This is a genomic window from Candidatus Babeliales bacterium (assembly GCA_035455925.1).
In the GTDB taxonomy this organism is placed as follows: Bacteria; Babelota; Babeliae; order Babelales; family Vermiphilaceae; genus SOIL31.
Map to the genome: position 1 here is coordinate 44,099 of DATIEE010000015.1, position 19,213 is coordinate 63,311.

A 19,213-nucleotide genomic window follows, 5' to 3' on the forward strand; every position below is an offset into this window, starting at 1 on the left:
ATACTACTATTTCTATTCAATATACCCGTATTTATTACGCGTGTATCTCATGACAAGTTTTTCAAAAACAAGCTTTGGATCAACATACGTTGAGTGAGTTATTTTTTTAGTGATATTTTTTTTGGGGGTTGTAATGATTGTGTATGTGTGAGCATTTTGCAGGTGATTGCATTCAATGCACCGACTACCTTTTATTGTAGCGCAATTACAGTTGCATGCTGCTGAATGCCATTCTTTATCATCATACGGTAGGCGCAGATGTTGGCTATTGTCAAGACAATCAATGCCAGCAATAAGAGGAAATGTTATTGTTATGAATAACACGAATAATAATGTTTTTTTCACGGTTTTTTTTCCTCTTCCTGTGTTGTTGTAGGACTATTTGTTGGCGTTTCATATTGCTCAAAAAAAGGACGTTTATCGTTAGACGAAAATTCACAGGGACATGATACCATGTTCTTAGTGGCTGTCGTGCCAATGATGATGAAATATATTACATATTTTTTCATGATACAGTCCTTATTGTTTTCACTATCAATACATCTCAGTTTCACTTTAATACTACCTGTTATAAATTTCAGATAGCAATAATATAGTTTGGTTTAATGAAAAAGATGAGGTAACAAGTTGTTTTTTTAGCTACTGTTTGTTTTTCATATATTACCATTTGACAAAATATAGGGGGGGGTAAACTGAATATAATAAAGTATTATATGACTGTATGAATTAAGTGAGAATATATGAAAAAATACATATTAATTGTTGTAATTGGACTGAGTTTTGTGAGTCAAGCTCGTGCGATGGATTATTTTACACAACTAAAACAATATTTTTTTGGTAAACCTGTAGAAAAGCTTCCACTTGTTACTGCCTTAGAAGAATTTAACGTGGCTGGCCGCGAATTTCTTCCTGAATTGTCCAGTGGTAAACCTTCTTCTAAAGATTTATTATCAATAAAGTTGTTTAATCGTTGCTCAGATATTAATAATGATAAGATTGAAAATCCTTCAGTCAAAGATATTGAGATTTTAAAATTTGCTCAAAATATGGCTATGCATGAAAAAGAATGGAAAGATTGGCATGTAAAAAACTTGCGTAGTGAATCTTCAAAAAAAAAAGAGAAACATTTTTGTGAAATTGATTTAAATATAAATGGAAAAATACGTAAAGTGCGTATTGATGAACAAAGTCCCTACTTTGAGTTGTGTACTACAGGTAATCGTAATGTAACTTCATGTAATTTTATTGAAAACGAATCATTTCATGATGAACTTAAATTTTTACAAATGCAGCTTCATAAAATGGAACTTTATTGGAATATAAAACCTGATGAAGAAAAAAAATTGCAACAAGACGACTTTAATAAAATGCATCAGGTGCTTCAGCAAGAAATTGAATTGTTAAAAAATAATCGTAAAGCATTTACTCGATCATGTCTGAAAACAAAAACTTTTGAGAATCTTCAGTCAGCACGAAATAAGTATATAAAGGACACAAGGACTAATTTATTGTCTTGGCGAAATGATATTATGGGTTATGGAAATTCTAAAAAATTTAATTGTAAATTATCTAAAAAATTAAAGAGAGAATGTTGCACTATAAAAGAACGCAGTGAAAAATATGCAAGAAATAGGGATTAAAGTTTTTTTTAATAAAAGCTGCTATTTAACGTTAGTTAAACAACTGAAATGACTGTATAATACAGTTATCATGCTTAAACAATATTATTTTTTTATTTTACTTCAAGGTTGCTTGTCTTGTTATGGAATGGAACAAATAAACCCTATTGTAGAATATACAAAATCAGAGCAAACCATATTAAACACTATTTCTCACTGGGCAAGTTTGGGTGTATGGAGTAAGGGTAATTATATTGTCAGTAATCACATCTCTAATCAACCAAATGTTTTTATCTGCTTTGCTGGATCAATAACAGATTATTATGGAGGAAAAATTCTCGATAATCCATTGTCTCTGCTTAACATTGAAACTGGCATAAATAGAAGATATGAACCAATTCCAGAAATTGATAATAAAACGCCCGTATCAGCTATACATTTACTTGATCCACACACTATGATTGTAGGGCATGGTACACAGCTTTATTTTCTACAAGAAAAGCGAAATATCAGAAATATTTTTAATATATTTAAACTTACACCAGAACATTCATTAACTATACTACAAACAGCTTCTCCACACTTGGGTAGCGATGATGTTATAGATACTATTGATAGTACTCAGTCGCATCTTTTAGTAGTTTCTTCGCAAGGACATATAACAACGTGGAACAAAAATAATTTAGCTTTAAGCAATCAAAACACCTTCCATTTTATCGAGGAATTTTTCTCTTCAGGGATTAATCAAAAAGAACAAATTCTTTGCTTAGGCCTTAAAAATGGAAAAATATTTATTATTGATATAACTAATCTTTCCAACAATAAAACTATTGATCTATTTCCTAACACTGATGCCACAATTAATTGGATTAATTCATATAAAGATACACTATTTTTTGCAGAGCTTATTAATAGAAAAGGTGAAAAAATAAAGCAAAAACAGATCTTAAAAAAATTAGATTATCAATATGATAAAGATAATACAAATAACATCAATTGCTGTAAAAAACATAAACTTATAACCGCATTATCAAACCAAAGAGCAAAATATAATAAGGCTAACAGGACGATTAGCACAAGTTTTTCTCAAATAAAAGATACATTAGATAAAGCAAATGAAATAGAAATTGCAACCATTACACAAAACATAAATAATTGTCCTTTACGAGATGACTGTGAAACAACAATTATACACAGCCTACTCTCTAGCTCTACGTTAAAAAAACAACTTACATCTATTTCATTACCTTCTCTAGTAAAAAAAGATTTTTTAACTATTACTACTATAAAAAAATTTTTATTTGAAATGCAGGAGAGACATTATGATGACCTGGAAGATCATAGAATTTATATTCAACAGATTTATCCTTTAGATGAAAATACAACCATTATTCACATCAGTGAAGAAACTAAAAAAACGAATTATATAAAAACTATTTTAATTACTACGTCTCAAAACACTACAAAGACCAAAATAATTCATACGTGGGATACCAGCAATTCTTGTAACTTTCCTCACAAAATACATATAATTCCCATCAAGGATAATAATAAGTTTACTTATTTAAGAGAACGTAATGTTTCCCATGCTACCCATACGCTCTGTGATATTGTAACATATTCTCAAATACAACAAGATTACATTAAAAAAATCTTGATTGACTTGCGAAGGTTTCATTATTTTTATTCACTTCCAATTATTGCAGCTCTACCCTCAATACTATATTTGTGTTATAGTCACACTGGAAACGCCTTGATAACATCACTACTTCTTTTTATTGGCACAAAATACCTCCTATCTATACTCTAATGAAAGTATATTAGTACGCGATTCCACCTTTCACCCAAATAGCCCATTGTGAGCAGGTTGCGTTATTACATGGATTTGTATTAGCAAATTCTCCGGATAAACCTATGCCTAAATAGGGATCTAAATCATCTCGATTGTCCCAACGGCAACCTGCATAAACAAATACTTTATTTGATAATGCTCGTGGTAAAATGCCGGATTCATTATTAATATCACTATCTTTAAGTAATAATGCAGGATTAGAGCCTCTCACTTGTACTTGCGCAATAGCAAGATCAGTTGAATCTGCTATATTCAATTGATTTAATATTCCTGTTGTTGTGGATGCAAGCGCTGGTTGATTATCAGCATTTAAATTTTGATAATTACTATTCGCTGTTCCTTGTCCACCTAAAATAGTTGCCATGCTTTGCGTAGCATTTAACGCCACCGCATTATTGTCAGTATCAGTAAATCCATAAATTTGTGCATCACCTTTTAATGCAAATCTGTTTTCTATAAATGTATCGCGACAATGTAATTTTTCCTTACTGTTTGCCCAAAATTATACCCAAGATCACATTCAAAACCATCTCGTTGGTATGCTAATTTAAAAACAATATCTGCTTGTACGCTAATGCTAATTTTTGTATCGAACGTTGTATAATTAATCGCGGGGAATAAATTGCCTACATATTGATTATTTGGTATTTCATTATTAATAAGCAATTCCTGTGCCGGGCTTTGGAACTGTTCTAGTAAAATATACCTACTGCCTGCCCCATTAGCGGTAAAGTCAAACGAACGTTTTTGCACCGATGTACATAAATGCGATATATGCGCATCAATATATAATGCTAAACATCGTCCTTTGGCTTTATCAGACCAGACGTTTACGTGACCGGATAAACCAAATCCAACATCCCAGTGATGACGGTTTCCTACAATTTCTTCAAAAATAAATTCTGCATTAGTAGCATTTCCTGTTGGAGCCCCTACGCGAAAGTTAATACCAGCATGATACCAAGGTTGATTATAATTCCAGCCTAATGTTGTTTGTAATTCAGCTATTCTGCTGCGTGTTTGTCGACCAAAAATTTTACCATAATGTAATGGCTCTTGCATGTCACCAAATGAGGTTGTACCATGCATTGCTTGCATAACGCTATGAGGCAAATTATCTGCTGAAATACGCATATCGCTCATATATCCTGCTGGATAAAAAGAAGTTCCAGGGTTTATACCAACCTCCTGAAAATAAAGATTCCATTTCGTTTGTACAACAGGCATATGCACCATAATAAATAAACCAGGCACATATCCATCAAATGCTTGAAACCAATTGAAATCTATAATGGTGTTGCTAATGTGAGGTGAAAACAGTACTGTACTAGAAAAATCAACGGGAAGGCCAAAATAATCGGCTAAAATATCACCTTGTTGACGCTCTGCCTTACTACCAGAAAAACGAAGTCGTTCTGCTCCAAATAAAAAATTTGATATTTGATCAGGTCTAATAGATCTTGTATATTTAGCTGCTGCAGCAATCGTTCCATAGTTATTGTCCTGATCGTATTTATAAATATTCTGTTGCCATCCCGCTAGTTCAGTAACCTCATCTAACCCTTGTGAGCGAATTCCAAAAATTGTTTTTTCACCAAAGCAGCTTAAGTTATTATTATATAAAAGAATCAAAGAGAAAAATATATACGTACAATAATTTTTCATGGCACCTCCTTGGTTGAATATTCTAACGCTGAAAACTCAATTGACCTCAGCCTAGACTAAGCTATTCTCTGGACGCAATATTTTCTTACACATACAAAAAGAGATTACTTACCATTTTGGCTATTTAATTCATTCACATAGTCAAAAACTGTTTTTTTACCATCCTTGATTAAAGCATTTACTGCATTTATAATATGGTCAGCCCAATAAACATTAAATATCTTGCCATCCGCAAATTTTCTATTTTGGCAACTAATTGTTAAGTTTTTTGCAAAATAATATTCAAAACATTGCTTACTGTTTCGAGCAGTAGAATTAGCTGCAACGCTTCCATAACATTTAAAGCTCACTAAACTACGATTGTTTTTGATAGCATTTGATACAAATTCTTTTTCTTCGGTACAAGCCATATTTTCATCAATAGAACCATACATATTTTCCCAGAAATAATACTTTGTTGGCCATGTCACATCAGTATGCTGATCATGGGTTTGCGTAAACATCACTAAGCGTTTATTATTCTTACGCATCCAACCTAATGTTGGCCATTCACCTTTTTGTTGAGCATGTGGCCAATTTGATGGTTTTAATAATGGGTCATAATCATTTTTCATAATGATCTCTCTTATGTCTCGAGACATTTTTCTACTATCAGAATAATCGTCAAATAGAATGGTTATTATTGCCTGTTGATTTTCTTTTAAAAAATTAAAAATACGATTCATTTCGTAGTGTAAAGTTTGATACAATGGCTTGCCATTTTTCCGAAAGACAGTCGATTCTTTTGAGGGATTAGAACATACTATACTTACTCCTTCTCGAAGAATTGATGACCATCCTAATGACCAATTATAGGTACTTAGCATTAACCCTCGAACACCGATTGCTAATAAACTTGGTACGGGCTGGTCTTGTAATGTGTATTCAGGAAAAAAACGTACATATTTTTCAGCAGCATGAGCGCCAACATAATGATATTGAGCATAATTTAATCCATCATCTGGTTCTTTGAAATAATTTTTAATAGTTCTCGCTTGTCGTATATCTTCTTCATAACGATCATCATATGAAGGAATATATATATTTGAAGCTGCTATTAGTCTTAATGACATATGCATAACAATCATAACTATTAATAGGCATTGATTATATCGTCCATAACCCCTCATGCGACCTCCCTACACTTAATTTAAATATTTCCAACTGTAATTTTACAAAATAATGCCCTTAAAAAACTAGATTCAACAAGATTTGCAAAAAAATATATGCTATACTAAAGTATCTGCAGGTTATAATAGCTTAATTTCTAGTACGTAGTTTTTTTAGGTATATACAATGAAAATTCGAAGAAAAAGAGGTTTCTTTTCTATTTCTGCTGTTGCAAAAATGTTTTCTGTGCATCAACAAACAGTGCGTTTATATGAAAAACAAGGACTGATAAGTCCTAAACGATCATCGGGTAACACTCGACTTTTCTCTGAAGATGATATTGATCAGCTAGAAGAAGTTATTTATTTAACGCATGAAATGGGAATTAATTTAGCTGGTGTTGAAATGATCTTGCGCTTAAAAAAACAAATTAAAAAAATGCAAAATGAGATGAATAAAATATTTGATTCAACACAGCAAGAACTTGATCAAGAAAATGAAAAGTCAAAAGAAATTGTACAAAACAGTTATCAGCGATTATTGCGGCTTAAAAACAAAGATGAAAAGGAAACAGCAACTGATGTTGCAACGAATAAGCAGGATAATAGTACCAAAAAACAGGCAGAAGCGGTTGATATGTCTAGTTGGGAAATTGACTATGAAGACTAAAAATTAAGGAGATATTATGGTAGTTAATATACTTAAAACAACATTTCTCTTAATTGGACTTACTACATTGTTACTATGTATCGGTGGATTGATTGGTGGATCTACGGGAATACAAATGGCTTTCTTTTTATCATTCATAATGAATGGTATTGCGTTTTTCTTTTCTGATCGTATAGTTCTTTCTTTATACAATGCGCAACCTCTTGATAAAATTCATTATCATTGGATCTATGAAATAGTCAAAGATTTATCATATACTATGAATATTCCTGTACCAAAATTATGGCTCATTACAACACCTATGGCTAATGCTTTTGCAACAGGTCGTAGTCCTAGCAAAGGATCGATTGCTATTACAACTGGCATTCTCACAATTCTTGATAATGAAGAGTTACGTGGAGTCCTAGCTCATGAACTTGCTCACATCAAAAATAGAGATACATTGATAACAACGATCGCAGCAACAATTGCTTCCGCTATTGGTTATCTTGCATATATGTTACGCCATGTAGCTCTATGGGGTTCGTTAAACAGTGATCGACGTAAAGAAAATCCATTTGTTTTGCTGGTTATAAGTATCTTAATGCCGTTTGCTGCAATGCTTATACAGCTGGCAATTTCACGGTCACGAGAATATGCGGCAGATGATACGGGGGCGCGGTGCTCACGTGTGCCACTTGCCCTTGCAGGTGCTCTTGAAAAATTGGAAAATAGCACAAAAAATGGTAGTCTTAATGCAGACAATATGCAACAAACAAGTACTGCTTCACTATTTATTGTGCATCCTTTTGTTAGTCATTCATGGAGTTATTTATTTGCAACGCATCCACCAATAGAAAAAAGAATAGCACGATTACATCAACTTTCTAAAAAAATATTGTCATAATGATACATAGTTGTGCAAGGCTAAAAAAAGTAGCTGTATAGTTTGTTTTCAAATCACGAAAGGCATAATATGAATAACGATTCATTCTCACACGACAGTAATGCACAATTCGCACTTTCGTATGAATTGCTCCATTTATTAAAATGGCTTGGAAGATATGATACAGATAAATTAAAAAAAATAATTACCAAGGCAGTTTCTCAGGGATTACATGATACTATACAACAGGCTGCTGCATTATCTGATCCTAATGTTTTGGAAGATATGCATCATGGTATAATTGATTTTTTTGAAATTCTTGACACATTATTATCGGATGCAATAAATGATCATGTACAACAAAAAGCACGACAAAAAAACTTACTTCCTACCATTGATCATTTTGACTCATCATTACTTGATCATGAAATCATGCGATCTAGTATTGAAAAAACAACTAAAAAATTAGATAGTAATCCACACATAAATCCTAAAGAACAACTGTGTAAAGAATTGCTTAAAAAATGGAAACCTCTCAATAAACAAAGTATACATTAACGTTTATTTTATTAAATTTTATTAAAAAAAAGAGAACATCATAGTGATTAACTGATGTTCTCTTTTTTTTAATAGCAAATATACAACTTTTCTTATTTTTTTTATCAATAGATTAATATGTACTACATCATATAGATAATTATGGATATATTTTAATTATTTATTGCTTTTCCTGCGTTCGCTAATTGTAAAACTTCTTTTACTGTTTCAGACAATTGATAACGATAATCACGTGCAAGACGTGGTTCTTCTTGAATAATTTTATTCATTTCTAACACCACAAAAATAGTTTCTGCTGAGCGTGTTATATTATCAGCAGCTGAGATAGTAAGATATTCTTTTGTCACACTATTTTTAATTGCTTGTCTAAAATCATTAAGTGTTTTGATCTTTACGCCATTAATTTCATGTAATGTTGCGCCAAGCGGCATATTACGACCTCGATACAATTGAGAATCAGGAAATACATGGGTAATAATAACAACAGGCTCAGACTGATATTTTAATTCACTATATTTGCGCAAGCCAGATGCATGTTCTCCCAACATACGTATATGATTAACATTTAGTTCTTGAACAACCATGCCTCCAAAAATTTCATAATCAATTGTTTCGTATCCCGGATAAACAGAACGAATTGCTTGTGGGTCAGCTAAACCGAATGGGACAGTAAATGTCTTTTTTTGTCCCTTACGAAAAACTACAACATTTACTGTATCGCCAATTGATAAACGTAATGGATAGTTAATAATAGAAATTTTATCCTCGCTCCATGGCACACTCATATCACCGTACATATCAACAGCATGCCCATTGATTTCATAAATCATATCACCACGCATAATACCAGCTTTTTCAAATGGACTGCCCTTAACTGTTTCGATAATATAACAGCCTCCTGGTAATGGATTTCCCAAAAATTTAGTTAATGTTTCAGTGCTATTATTAAACCTTACGCCGAGGAAAGGTTTTCTTAATATTTTTACCGTATAAAGATCATTTAAAATAGTTTTTAAAATGTTAATCGGAATAGCATAGCCGACATTTTGTGCTTCAGTCACACCTGATGAATTTACTCCAATCACCTCACCTCTAACATTAAGTAATGGGCCACCAGAGCTTCCTGGATTAATTGGTGCACTCATCTGGATTAAATGATGCTCGTGACCACTAATGATACCATTTGTACTTTTAAACGATTGCTGTCCCAAAGGATATCCAAGCGCCAGAACATCATCTGAGCGACGTACAAGATCAGAATCTCCCAATGGCAAATACGGAATACCACCTAGTTCTTTGGTAATAAGATCTCGTCCTTCTTGTGTGACTTGCAATAATGCTAAATCGTGCTCAGGGCTCATGCCAATAACTTTCATATCGATAATACGTTTTCCTAAGGAAGGAAGCTGTCCCCACACTGTTTTTGCTGAAATTACTACGTGTGCATTGGTAACTACATACGCTTGATCATTAATTAAAAAACCACTACCGCACGCAGTGCCTTGCTGTGGTGTTTTATATGGTTCTAATAAATCCGTAGCAGAAACTTGCGCAAACAATTGAATCACTGTATCTCGTACACGATCTTGTACTGGACGCCACAGTTGGGAACTTGTAACCATGTTTTCAACTACATGTGTAGTTGGTTGATGTATTGGTGGGAAAATATTTTTTTGTTGTGATAACTCCCATTGATTTTCAAGTCGAAGTTGATTTTTGTATACATATATCACAGAAATAAAAAGTAAAAAAAATATTCCCGTTAATACGGTTATTATTACGCCATTTTTTATTATCATACTATATAACCTTTTTCAATAATATTATCGCTCTATATCGTTTAATAAAAAATAGTTTACAGTATAATTGATAAAAACCAAGTATATGGCATTTTTGGCTTTATTGAGAGGTATCTACTGTTTCTGTTTTTGCTTCTTCCTTTTTTGATTCTTCTGTGTTTAGTTGTTCCTTATTCAATTCTTCTTTGCGTAATTGTTCTTTGCTTAATTGCTCACGAATAATATTAATTTTTTGTTGTAGTTCTTCTAAGGAGGATTGTTTGATAGATAAATTCTTTCCTCGTTCAAGAAGGTCATTATATATTTGTTCATTTTCTGAAGAAATTGGATATTGCTTTGCATTAGCAACACTATCACAAAATTGTGACCATTCCTCAAAAAAGCGTTGCTTATCTTCATTTTGTTTTTGTATCAACTTCATTTGTTTTTTCAAATCCGTCAAAGAATGCTTATTTCCCGTAGCTTTTGGAATTTTTAACGTTGTTCCTTGCTTAATAAATGCTTGGTATATTGCCTCATTTTCAGCGGACAACGGGTATTTTTCGGCATCAATAACCTGATCTAAAAACTTTGACCATTCACTAAAAAAATTATTTACCTGTACATTTTGAGCATCTTGTAATGTTATGCAAACAATAGAAATATTCCATAAAACAACAAATAATACACCGTATTTAATACATTTCATATTCTCTTCCCTCATTTAAAAAATGATTATAAAAAAACTTCTTTAAAACATAACAAATAGCATTACCTTTTTATCAAAGTTTTTCAAAAATATTTTTATTTAATTTTATAACTTCAATGTGCAGACTAGTATATTAATCAAAATTTGACTTACATATGAATCAATATATAATCAAATACAATATTTATTATTTTTATGATTATTTCAATTGAGGATTTTATGAATAATTTTTTAACAAAAGCTTCTATGCTTTTATTCATCGCATCAATAAATAATGTTACTTTTATGATGGACACGACAATTATTACTTTTCCATTTGAGGAATTACCAGTCGAACGCCAGGAATCAATAGCTAACTATATGGATGGAAATAGTATTATGAGTTTTAGCAAAACAAGTCACGATAATCATGACTTAGTTAAAAATTTGATAAAACATAATATAACAGTAGCATATTTAAATTCAGACAAAGATTATTTATCCAAAAATCAGGATTTTTTATTAAACAATTTTGTCCCGATTATTTTAGTAAATCATTCTAGATTGTATAGCAATAGTACAAAAACTCAAAAAATTTATGTTGATGCTCTTAATCCCTATAAATCATCCTTTTATTTTAAGCAACCAGGATTTCAAGTAGATCAAAAAATTGAAAAATTAGGCGAAGAAAAATTAAGTGAAGCTCTTGAACAAAAAATAATTCAATATAGTAAAAAGAATGTATCATATAATAATGATATGACCTATTGTAACGATAAACAAGTAAAATCTAATCAGGATATAGATCAAATATATAAATTAATTAATCCAACCAAAGACTCCGTAAAAAAACACAATGAAATTATGGAATTTATAAACAAATTTTTTTTAATAATGGAACTTGAATATGCAAATTTAGCTGCAAAAAAAATTAAAGAAATTTCAGTATTTAAAGGATATATTCAAGAACAACAAGGTGATGAATATTACAATAATATATAAAAAAAGTCTATTACAAATAGATGCTTCTTCTTTGCTGAAGCATCTATTTGTTGAAAATAGAAACAAATACATATTATTATTATAACTAAAATTTTACTTATAGATGCTTATTTTGAAGCATCTATTTTTTTTTAAATACATATTTACCAAAAAATTTTTATGCTTAATTTTGCTAATATTATTCAATGTGATATCGAATGATATATCAACAAAAATAATATTTTTATTTAATAGCTCATAGCAGATTAATGATATTTTTTACTGATCTAAAAACTTTGACCATTCACCAAAAAATTATTCACATTTGGGCTTTTAACGCTTTGTATTGTTACTTCATAAAAATAGATATAGTCCATAGCACTATAAATGATAAAAAGCAATTCTTTATTGTATGTAAATTCAAATTTGACTATTTTAAGCACTAATGTACTATTAAATATAGTATTTAATTTTTTTATAATAATTTCAATGAGAGATTTTTTGTATGAATAGTTTTTTGATAAAAGTACATATGCTTATACTTGTTGCGTCAATACATAGCATTTATTTTGCAATGGATACTGCTATTATTCCATTCGCATTTGGTCAATTACCAGTTGAACGTCAAGAAACAGTTGTTAATTACATGAATGGAAATAGTATTATGAGTTTTAGCAAAACAAGTCATGATAATCATGACTTAGTTAAAAGTTTAATAAAACGTAATATGACAGCAGTATATCTAAATCAAGACAAAGATTTTTTATTTAAGAGCCCAGATTTTTTGTTAAATAATTTTGTTCCAATTGTTTTAGTGGATTATTCTGCACTTCAGAGAAACTTAACACATAAAAAGAAAGTTTATGTTGACGCTCTTAATCCTTATGAATCATTTTTTTACTTTAATCAACCAGAGTTAAAATTAGATCAAAAAATTGAAAAATTAGGAAAAAAAAGATTGGTTGAAGCGCTTGAACAAAAAAAAATTCAGTATGGTAAGCATAAGGTATCGTATAATAATGATGCAATCTATGGAAATGACCAGAAAGAAATAAAATCTAATCAAGACCTATCTATAATATATCAATCAATTTCTCCCACTGAAGAATATGTAAATGAAATTAATCAAAGCATAAAAGCATCAAAAGCACTGAATTCCAATAGTCTATTTTTATATACTTACGATAAATTGGCTATAGAATACATCAAAGAAATTCCAGTCTTTCAAGAATATATTAAAACAAGATATGGTGAAGAATATTACTATAATATATAAAAAATAATGTGATACTATTTTTCTGTTGAGATTATATTCTAAATAGTTTCTGTTTTATTAATATACACGTGATTTTTTTGTATCAATTTAGAAAACATTTGTACTCTATAAAAGATAAATTTTTCATGATAATTTATCTTTTGTAGAGTGCAGTATATATGTTGATAGTATCATTTTTTACTACCATTACCCACAAAAAATATCGTTGAATTTGTCAAAATCACATCAAACCGCTATCATAATATAATTGCGCTTACATTAAAATTATAAAGGATCTTTTTATGTCACTCCCTAGGCCAACACTCGAAGATATCATTGCATTATGTAAAAGGCGTGGATTGGTATTTCAATCAGCAGAAATATATGGTGGAATAAATGGTGTTTATGATTTTGGTCCTCTTGGTACATTGTTAAAAGATAACATTAGAAATGCATGGAAGAAATCAATAAAATCTTCTGATAAAACAATTTTATTTCTCGAAGGATCATTACTCGGTCCAGAAAGTATTTGGAAAGCTTCAGGACATAGTGATAATTTTAATGATCCTATGATCGATTGCACTAATTGTAAAAAGCGATTTCGTGCGGATGATCCTGATATAAATATTACGGGACCGTGTCCTCACTGCGGTAAAAATGCATGGACTGATATACGGCAATTTAACATGATGTTTAAAACAGATCTTGGTGCAGTTGCAGGACAGGGTTCCTCAGCATATCTTCGTCCAGAAACAGCACAATCTATTTTCATAAATTTCAAAAATGTAATGTCTTCAAATCGTGTAAAACTCCCATTTGGTATTGCACAAATTGGTAAATCCTTTCGTAATGAAATAACACCAAAACAATTTCTTTTTCGCATGCGTGAATTTGAACAAATGGAACTTGAATGGTTTTGTTCACCGCAACAATCTCAAGAATATTTTGACTATTGGTCTAAAATACGTCTTGCATTTTATAAAACAATTGGTATTAACCCTGATCGTATTCGTTTGCGTGCGCATGAACAAAATGAATTATCGCATTATTCATCAAAAACAAGTGACGTTGAATACGAATATCCATTTGGTTGGAAAGAACTTGAAGGCATTGCTCATCGTGGTGATTTTGATTTAACGCAACACAGTAAATATTCAGGAAAAGATTTATCAGTGTTTGATGAGGAAACACAGCAATCATATATGCCACATGTTATTGAGTGTTCCGTTGGAAGTGATCGGCTTTTCTTAACCGTTCTTTTTGATGCTTATCGCAGCGATAATTTAGGTGGCGAAGAACGAACTGTTCTTGCATTACATCCATCAATTGCTCCTATTAAAGCTGCTTTTCTACCGCTTACTAAAAAATTAAGTGACAACATGAAACAAATATACCGACGAATCGCCAACAGCGATTTTACGGTAGAATTTGATGAATCAGGATCAATTGGTAAACGATATCGTCGACAGGATGAAATAGGTACTCCTCTGTGCTTTACCTATGACTTTGATAGCTTAAATGACAATTGCGTTACTGTGCGTAATCGTGACACGCTTAAACAAGAACGTATAAGTAATGAAAAGATTGAATTATATCTTACCGACATGTTACATCCTAAGAAGGATTAATAAAGGGACTACATGGGCAAGAAAAAATTAATTGATATATCCCCAGCGCATATTATTATTTTTTCCTTTTTTATTCTCATTATCTGTGGAACATTACTACTTGCATTGCCAATAGCCCATATTCAATCAATAGCATTTATAGATTTGCTTTTTACTGCTACATCTGCAACATGTGTTACCGGATTATTTACGATTCCACTTAGCAATTTTACCTTTTTTGGCAAAACAGTTATTCTTGGACTCATTCAAATCGGAGCACTTGGTCTTGCAACTATGAGCCTTTTTATTATTTCACTTTTTATCGATTTAGGTCTTGGAACACGGTTTATGGCAGGACAACTTTTTGAACTTGATTCATGGGAGAATATAAAAAAAATACTTATTTTTACGTTTACTGCAACAATTACCCTTGAAGTTATAGGTGCATTATTATTTTTTTCTATATTTAAGGTAGAGTATTCATTAAAAAATGCATTATTCTATTCATTTTTCCATTCAATATCAGCATTTTGTAATGCTGGTATATCATTTTTTCATTTTTTAACAGAACAAAATTTGCAACGATATAGCACTAATTATTTATTTCTTATAACAACTAGTTTTTTAACATTTTTTGGTGGATTAGGATTTATTACCTGGCATGAAATTATGCTACATGGTTATGCTTATTTTTTTTCTAAAAAACCTCATCGTTTTTCATTGCATAGTAAAATTATTTTATATGGTACGAGCGTATTGTTAGTAGTCGCTACCATTTTATTTCTTATCCTAGAAAATAGTCATACATTACACAATGTCTCTATTCCACTTAAATGTGCGAATGCTGTTTTTCATGCAATATCATTTAAAAGTTGCGGTTTTGTGCTTGGCAACTTACCTGATTTTCATACCGCAACAATTTTTTTTATAATGATTATTGGCCTTATTGGATCGGCGCCAGGATCCACGGGAAGTGGTATAAAAATTACTAGTCTTGTGCTCTTTTTAAGCACGATTAGATCGGCAATTAATGGCCAAACATCAGTAAAAATATTTGAACGTGAAATTCCACTTGATCAAATATATAAAGTTATTGCGATTATAGCATTAAGTATAGGATGGATATTATTTACGACATTTTGTTTGTTATTAACAGAGACAAGTTGGAATTTTTTAGATGTTTTTTTTGAAACTGTTTCTGCATTTAGTAATGTAGGTTTTTCGTACAAAGGAACAGAAAAATTATCTGATTTTGGTAAGCTATTTATCATGGCAACTATGTTTATTGGTCGCATAGGCTCACTTACATTTATTTTAGGTCTTAAACTAAAAACAAGAAAAGAAACTATTGAATTCTCCTACCCCGAAGAGCGAGTAATGCTCGGATAACAATGGAGCTAAAGGAAACAGATGAAATTTTGTGTTATTGGACTTGGACGATTTGGTTATCAAGTAGCAACAGTGTTATCAGAAAATGGTATGGAAGTGCTTGCTATTGATAATAACGAATCAATTATCGCCTCTATTCGCGATTCTGTTGCACATGCAATTGTTATGGATGTCACTGATGAAGCATCATTGCGTAGTGTTGGCGTTGATGAAATTGATACGGTAATCGTTGCTATGGGCGAGAATAGCACACAAACAATACTTATCACTGCGCTGCTTAAAAAACATCTTAAAACACCGTATGTTATTACTCGGGCAATTGATGATCTTAATAAAGAAATCTTATCTCTTGTTGGTGCTGATCGCGTTATTTTACCAGAACAAGAAATTGGTATTCGTCTGGCTGATAATCTTAGTTCCCCATTTGTCGATGTAACTCGTTTAGCTAAAAATTTTTCTGTTACCAATGTAGTTGCGCCTGATATTTTTATTGGTAAAAATATTGAAGAATTAAATTTTTTTATCAACTATAACATTTATTGTATTGGTAAAAAAGAAGAAGAAAAAATTATAGCCATTGGTCCCGATTATATTATCAAAGAACTTGATAAACTCATTTTTGCTGGACCAAATAAAAGTTTGGAAAAACTAGCGAAATTATAAAAAAGGGACAAAATGAAGCAAAAAAAGGTTATTATTATTGGTGCTTCTTCTGGTATGGGCCGAGAGCTTGCTAAAATCATGGCTACTAACGGATACACTGTTGGTATAGCTGCGCCACAAGAAAACCTTCTTACATCTCTTCAGCAGGAAATAAGTGTAAAAACTTACAAATCTATTATTGATGTATCTAATGACAATGCTCAAAGCAAACTTTTAGAATTAATTAATGAAATGAATGGTGTCGATATTATGATAATTTGTGCTGGCATTGGGGATCGAAATCCAGCGCTAGATTTTGCTATTGATAAAAAAACAATTGATGTTAATGTTACTGGTTTTTGCAGGATGGTAACAGCGAGTATGCATTATTTTATTCAACAAAATAGTGGACATCTCGCGGTAATTTCTTCTATTGCAGGCATTCGTGGTAATGATGCCGCACCTGCATATAATGCATCAAAAGCTTTTATTTCAAACTACCTGCAAGGATTAAGAAAAAAAATTGCTCGCGAAAAACTTACAATTACTGTCACTGACATTAAACCAGGATTTGTTGATACCGCTATGGCACATACTTATAGAAAGCCATTTTGGATGATTTCTGCTCATCGGGCTGCGCACTATATTTTTGATGGTATTGAACAAAAAAAGAAAATTGTTTATGTTTCTCCAATCTGGCGTATCGTAGCATGGGCATTATATATTGCACCAGACTGGATCTATAATAAAATTGATTAATTATTTTTCATTTCTCTTGGATAGGTAAACATTGCTTCAAAATTTTTAATAAAGATTGATCTTTAGCCCAATCCATCAACATCTCATAGGTTGAACTATTTTTATCTAAGGTTATAATTCCTTTTTCTTTACATTCTTTACATAATCGTTTGATTAATGATGTTACTCCACTATTTGCAAAAAATATATGTTCACTTTCTTGCAGCAACTTTGTATCGACATTACTTAATAAAGAAATTTCTTCATGAAAGCCATTGTTCTTTATTCGCAATCCTTACAGGGATAGAATAGTTATATTGATCAATCGCATGACTATTATTAATAAACAATGATCCTGGATAAATATCGTCCTGCAAAAAACATTCTATAAAACCAGCTACTGGTTTTTTAGTTGGAGATAGTCCCATACCCAAAATAAATTTTTCTTTAAAATAAGAGCGAATATCTTCTTCTTCCTCATCTTTCCAATAACTTTTTATATGATCGCACAAATTATTATCATCAAAATAAACATTAATTAATCGTTTAGTTATTTCAGGAACATCAAGCATGACTTGTTTTCCCTCATCATTATATTCACCTGATGTTTTTATAAGCAGAGTACGCTCATTTTGAGATAGTTTATCATAATAATTTTTAAATTTATCAGGTCTAACGGTAAGCGCATTATGCACTACATTCAATGCTTGACCAGATATATAAGACAAACGCGGAACCATACAACCCCTATCTGCTTCTTCTTTATTTTTCAGATAATGGTTATATAATCTATTCATCAACACTACATTCGATTTTTTTATAGAAACAACAGAACAATCTCCCATAAAATTAACAACATTATGATCATATTCCATACATATAAGTGGTATTATTACACTTATTAATAAAAAAATTAATTGCCAAAAATAATAAATTATACACATCAATTAGATACTTCCTTTTTATATGCTATGATGTCTTATTTTTTTACAATTATCTTACTAAAAAAACGTTATTAAGCAATGGTAATGATACATATGTCAGATAAAGAAATTAATTTATTAAAAATAGGCAAATAAAGGTCTTTTAAAATACACTGTATTATAACCTAAATTCAACTTTGAAGTGCATAAGCAATATCTTTTGGAGAAAATACCCCTATCATAGAAAAACTATTCATTCCAAAAACATCACAAACAATACCATACAGTATTTTAAAAAATTCTGCTTTAAGCTATAATTCATAACAGTTCTTTTGTGAGTATTTTTACTCTTAATAATCTACCAATACTACGTAGTATATTTAAATTGAAAATAAATAAATTTTTGTATAAAAAAAAGAGACTCATTAGAGTCTCCTAATTTTTACAGCACAATTATAAAAATATTTATGCTATAGTATCAATTCTTATAATCGTTTTTGGTTGACGATGTCCATTTTTAACGCGCACTTTTTTACGTCGTTTAAATTTAAACACAATCACCTTAGGGTCTTTGGTTTGCTTGACTATTGTAGCAGTAATTTTTCCGTCTACAAGCGGTTGACCAATTTCGAATTGACCTTCAGCTAATTTACGAAACAATACTGTATTAATTTCAAACGTATCACCAGTTTCGCCATCTATCTTTTCAATAGCAACTGTAAGACCTTCAATTGCTTGATATTGCTTACCACCGTTAGCAAATATCGCATATCTACCATATTTTTCTTGTTGTACCATCCGATTTTCCCTACCAATTGAGACATTTCTACTTAGA

General features: G+C 31.0%; 21 protein-coding genes. 11 read left to right on the top strand and 10 right to left on the bottom strand.

Annotation, left to right across the window (positions count from 1 at the left end):
* Positions 1-12: 12 nt before the first annotated feature.
* On the bottom strand, positions 13-345 hold the full coding sequence (locus VLB80_02515; GenBank protein ID HSC25066.1) for a hypothetical protein: 333 nt from the start codon (positions 343-345) through the stop codon (positions 13-15).
* Entirely contained in the window at positions 342-509 is a 168-nt protein-coding gene (locus tag VLB80_02520) for a hypothetical protein (GenBank protein ID HSC25067.1), read from the bottom strand. The genes VLB80_02515 and VLB80_02520 overlap by 4 nt, the downstream gene beginning before the upstream one ends.
* Positions 510-740: 231 nt before the next feature.
* Between VLB80_02520 and VLB80_02525 the strand changes: the two genes are divergently transcribed.
* Both VLB80_02525 and VLB80_02530 read left to right on the top strand, forming a co-directional pair.
* A complete protein-coding gene (locus VLB80_02525) occupies positions 741-1,640 on the top strand; it encodes a hypothetical protein (protein HSC25068.1) in 900 nt (299 codons plus the stop codon).
* Between the two features lie 70 nt (positions 1,641-1,710).
* Positions 1,711-3,429: a hypothetical protein gene (locus VLB80_02530; protein ID HSC25069.1), complete on the top strand. Its 1,719-nt coding sequence runs from the start codon at positions 1,711-1,713 to the stop codon at positions 3,427-3,429.
* Between the two features lie 10 nt (positions 3,430-3,439).
* On the opposite strand, the gene VLB80_02535 is transcribed toward VLB80_02530, so the two are convergent.
* The 3 genes from VLB80_02535 to VLB80_02545 all read right to left on the bottom strand — a co-directional run bounded on the left by VLB80_02535 (position 3,440) and on the right by VLB80_02545 (position 6,305).
* Positions 3,440-3,859: a hypothetical protein gene (locus VLB80_02535; protein ID HSC25070.1), complete on the bottom strand. Its 420-nt coding sequence runs from the start codon at positions 3,857-3,859 to the stop codon at positions 3,440-3,442.
* A 65-nt stretch (positions 3,860-3,924) separates the two neighbouring features.
* On the bottom strand, positions 3,925-5,136 hold the full coding sequence (locus VLB80_02540; protein HSC25071.1) for a hypothetical protein: 1,212 nt from the start codon (positions 5,134-5,136) through the stop codon (positions 3,925-3,927).
* Between the two features lie 104 nt (positions 5,137-5,240).
* Complete coding sequence (locus VLB80_02545; protein ID HSC25072.1) at positions 5,241-6,305, bottom strand: hypothetical protein; 1,065 nt, start codon at positions 6,303-6,305, stop codon at positions 5,241-5,243.
* A gap of 166 nt (positions 6,306-6,471) precedes the next feature.
* On the opposite strand from VLB80_02545, the gene VLB80_02550 reads away from it, so the two are divergent.
* From VLB80_02550 to VLB80_02560, 3 genes are all read left to right on the top strand, one after another.
* The gene (locus tag VLB80_02550) at positions 6,472-6,954 is read left to right on the top strand and encodes a MerR family transcriptional regulator (protein ID HSC25073.1); all 483 of its coding nucleotides are present in this window, start codon (positions 6,472-6,474) and stop codon (positions 6,952-6,954) included.
* 16 nt (positions 6,955-6,970) lie between these two features.
* Positions 6,971-7,840 (top strand): zinc metalloprotease HtpX, encoded by an 870-nt coding sequence (locus VLB80_02555; GenBank protein ID HSC25074.1) that lies wholly within the window; start codon positions 6,971-6,973, stop codon positions 7,838-7,840.
* Between the two features lie 69 nt (positions 7,841-7,909).
* The gene (locus tag VLB80_02560) at positions 7,910-8,377 is read left to right on the top strand and encodes a hypothetical protein (protein HSC25075.1); all 468 of its coding nucleotides are present in this window, start codon (positions 7,910-7,912) and stop codon (positions 8,375-8,377) included.
* A 152-nt stretch (positions 8,378-8,529) separates the two neighbouring features.
* Here VLB80_02560 and VLB80_02565 read toward each other — a convergent pair whose 3' ends face one another.
* Entirely contained in the window at positions 8,530-10,176 is a 1,647-nt protein-coding gene (locus tag VLB80_02565; protein HSC25076.1) for a trypsin-like peptidase domain-containing protein, read from the bottom strand.
* Positions 10,177-10,276: 100 nt separating this feature from the next.
* The gene (locus VLB80_02570) at positions 10,277-10,864 is read right to left on the bottom strand and encodes a hypothetical protein (protein HSC25077.1); all 588 of its coding nucleotides are present in this window, start codon (positions 10,862-10,864) and stop codon (positions 10,277-10,279) included.
* Between the two features lie 219 nt (positions 10,865-11,083).
* Between VLB80_02570 and VLB80_02575 the strand changes: the two genes are divergently transcribed.
* The 6 genes from VLB80_02575 (at position 11,084) to VLB80_02600 (ending at position 17,476) form a co-directional block, all read left to right on the top strand.
* On the top strand, positions 11,084-11,845 hold the full coding sequence (locus VLB80_02575; protein HSC25078.1) for a hypothetical protein: 762 nt from the start codon (positions 11,084-11,086) through the stop codon (positions 11,843-11,845).
* A 484-nt stretch (positions 11,846-12,329) separates the two neighbouring features.
* Positions 12,330-13,100 (top strand): hypothetical protein, encoded by a 771-nt coding sequence (locus VLB80_02580; protein HSC25079.1) that lies wholly within the window; start codon positions 12,330-12,332, stop codon positions 13,098-13,100.
* 281 nt (positions 13,101-13,381) lie between these two features.
* Complete coding sequence (locus tag VLB80_02585) at positions 13,382-14,707, top strand: glycine--tRNA ligase (protein HSC25080.1); 1,326 nt, start codon at positions 13,382-13,384, stop codon at positions 14,705-14,707.
* A gap of 12 nt (positions 14,708-14,719) precedes the next feature.
* Positions 14,720-16,075, top strand: coding sequence for a potassium transporter TrkG (locus tag VLB80_02590; protein HSC25081.1), 1,356 nt, complete (start codon positions 14,720-14,722; stop codon positions 16,073-16,075).
* Positions 16,076-16,096: 21 nt separating this feature from the next.
* Complete coding sequence (locus VLB80_02595) at positions 16,097-16,738, top strand: TrkA family potassium uptake protein (protein ID HSC25082.1); 642 nt, start codon at positions 16,097-16,099, stop codon at positions 16,736-16,738.
* A 12-nt stretch (positions 16,739-16,750) separates the two neighbouring features.
* The gene (locus VLB80_02600; GenBank protein HSC25083.1) at positions 16,751-17,476 is read left to right on the top strand and encodes an SDR family NAD(P)-dependent oxidoreductase; all 726 of its coding nucleotides are present in this window, start codon (positions 16,751-16,753) and stop codon (positions 17,474-17,476) included.
* Positions 17,477-17,483: 7 nt separating this feature from the next.
* Here VLB80_02600 and VLB80_02605 read toward each other — a convergent pair whose 3' ends face one another.
* From VLB80_02605 to rplU, 3 genes are all read right to left on the bottom strand, one after another.
* Positions 17,484-17,747 (bottom strand): hypothetical protein, encoded by a 264-nt coding sequence (locus tag VLB80_02605; GenBank protein ID HSC25084.1) that lies wholly within the window; start codon positions 17,745-17,747, stop codon positions 17,484-17,486.
* A complete protein-coding gene (locus VLB80_02610) occupies positions 17,719-18,402 on the bottom strand; it encodes a hypothetical protein (GenBank protein HSC25085.1) in 684 nt (227 codons plus the stop codon). Before VLB80_02610 ends, VLB80_02605 begins: the two co-directional genes overlap by 29 nt.
* Before the next feature lie 441 nt (positions 18,403-18,843).
* Positions 18,844-19,213, bottom strand: a 370-nt coding sequence (rplU, locus tag VLB80_02615; protein HSC25086.1) for a 50S ribosomal protein L21, incomplete at its 5' end; no start/stop codon positions are given.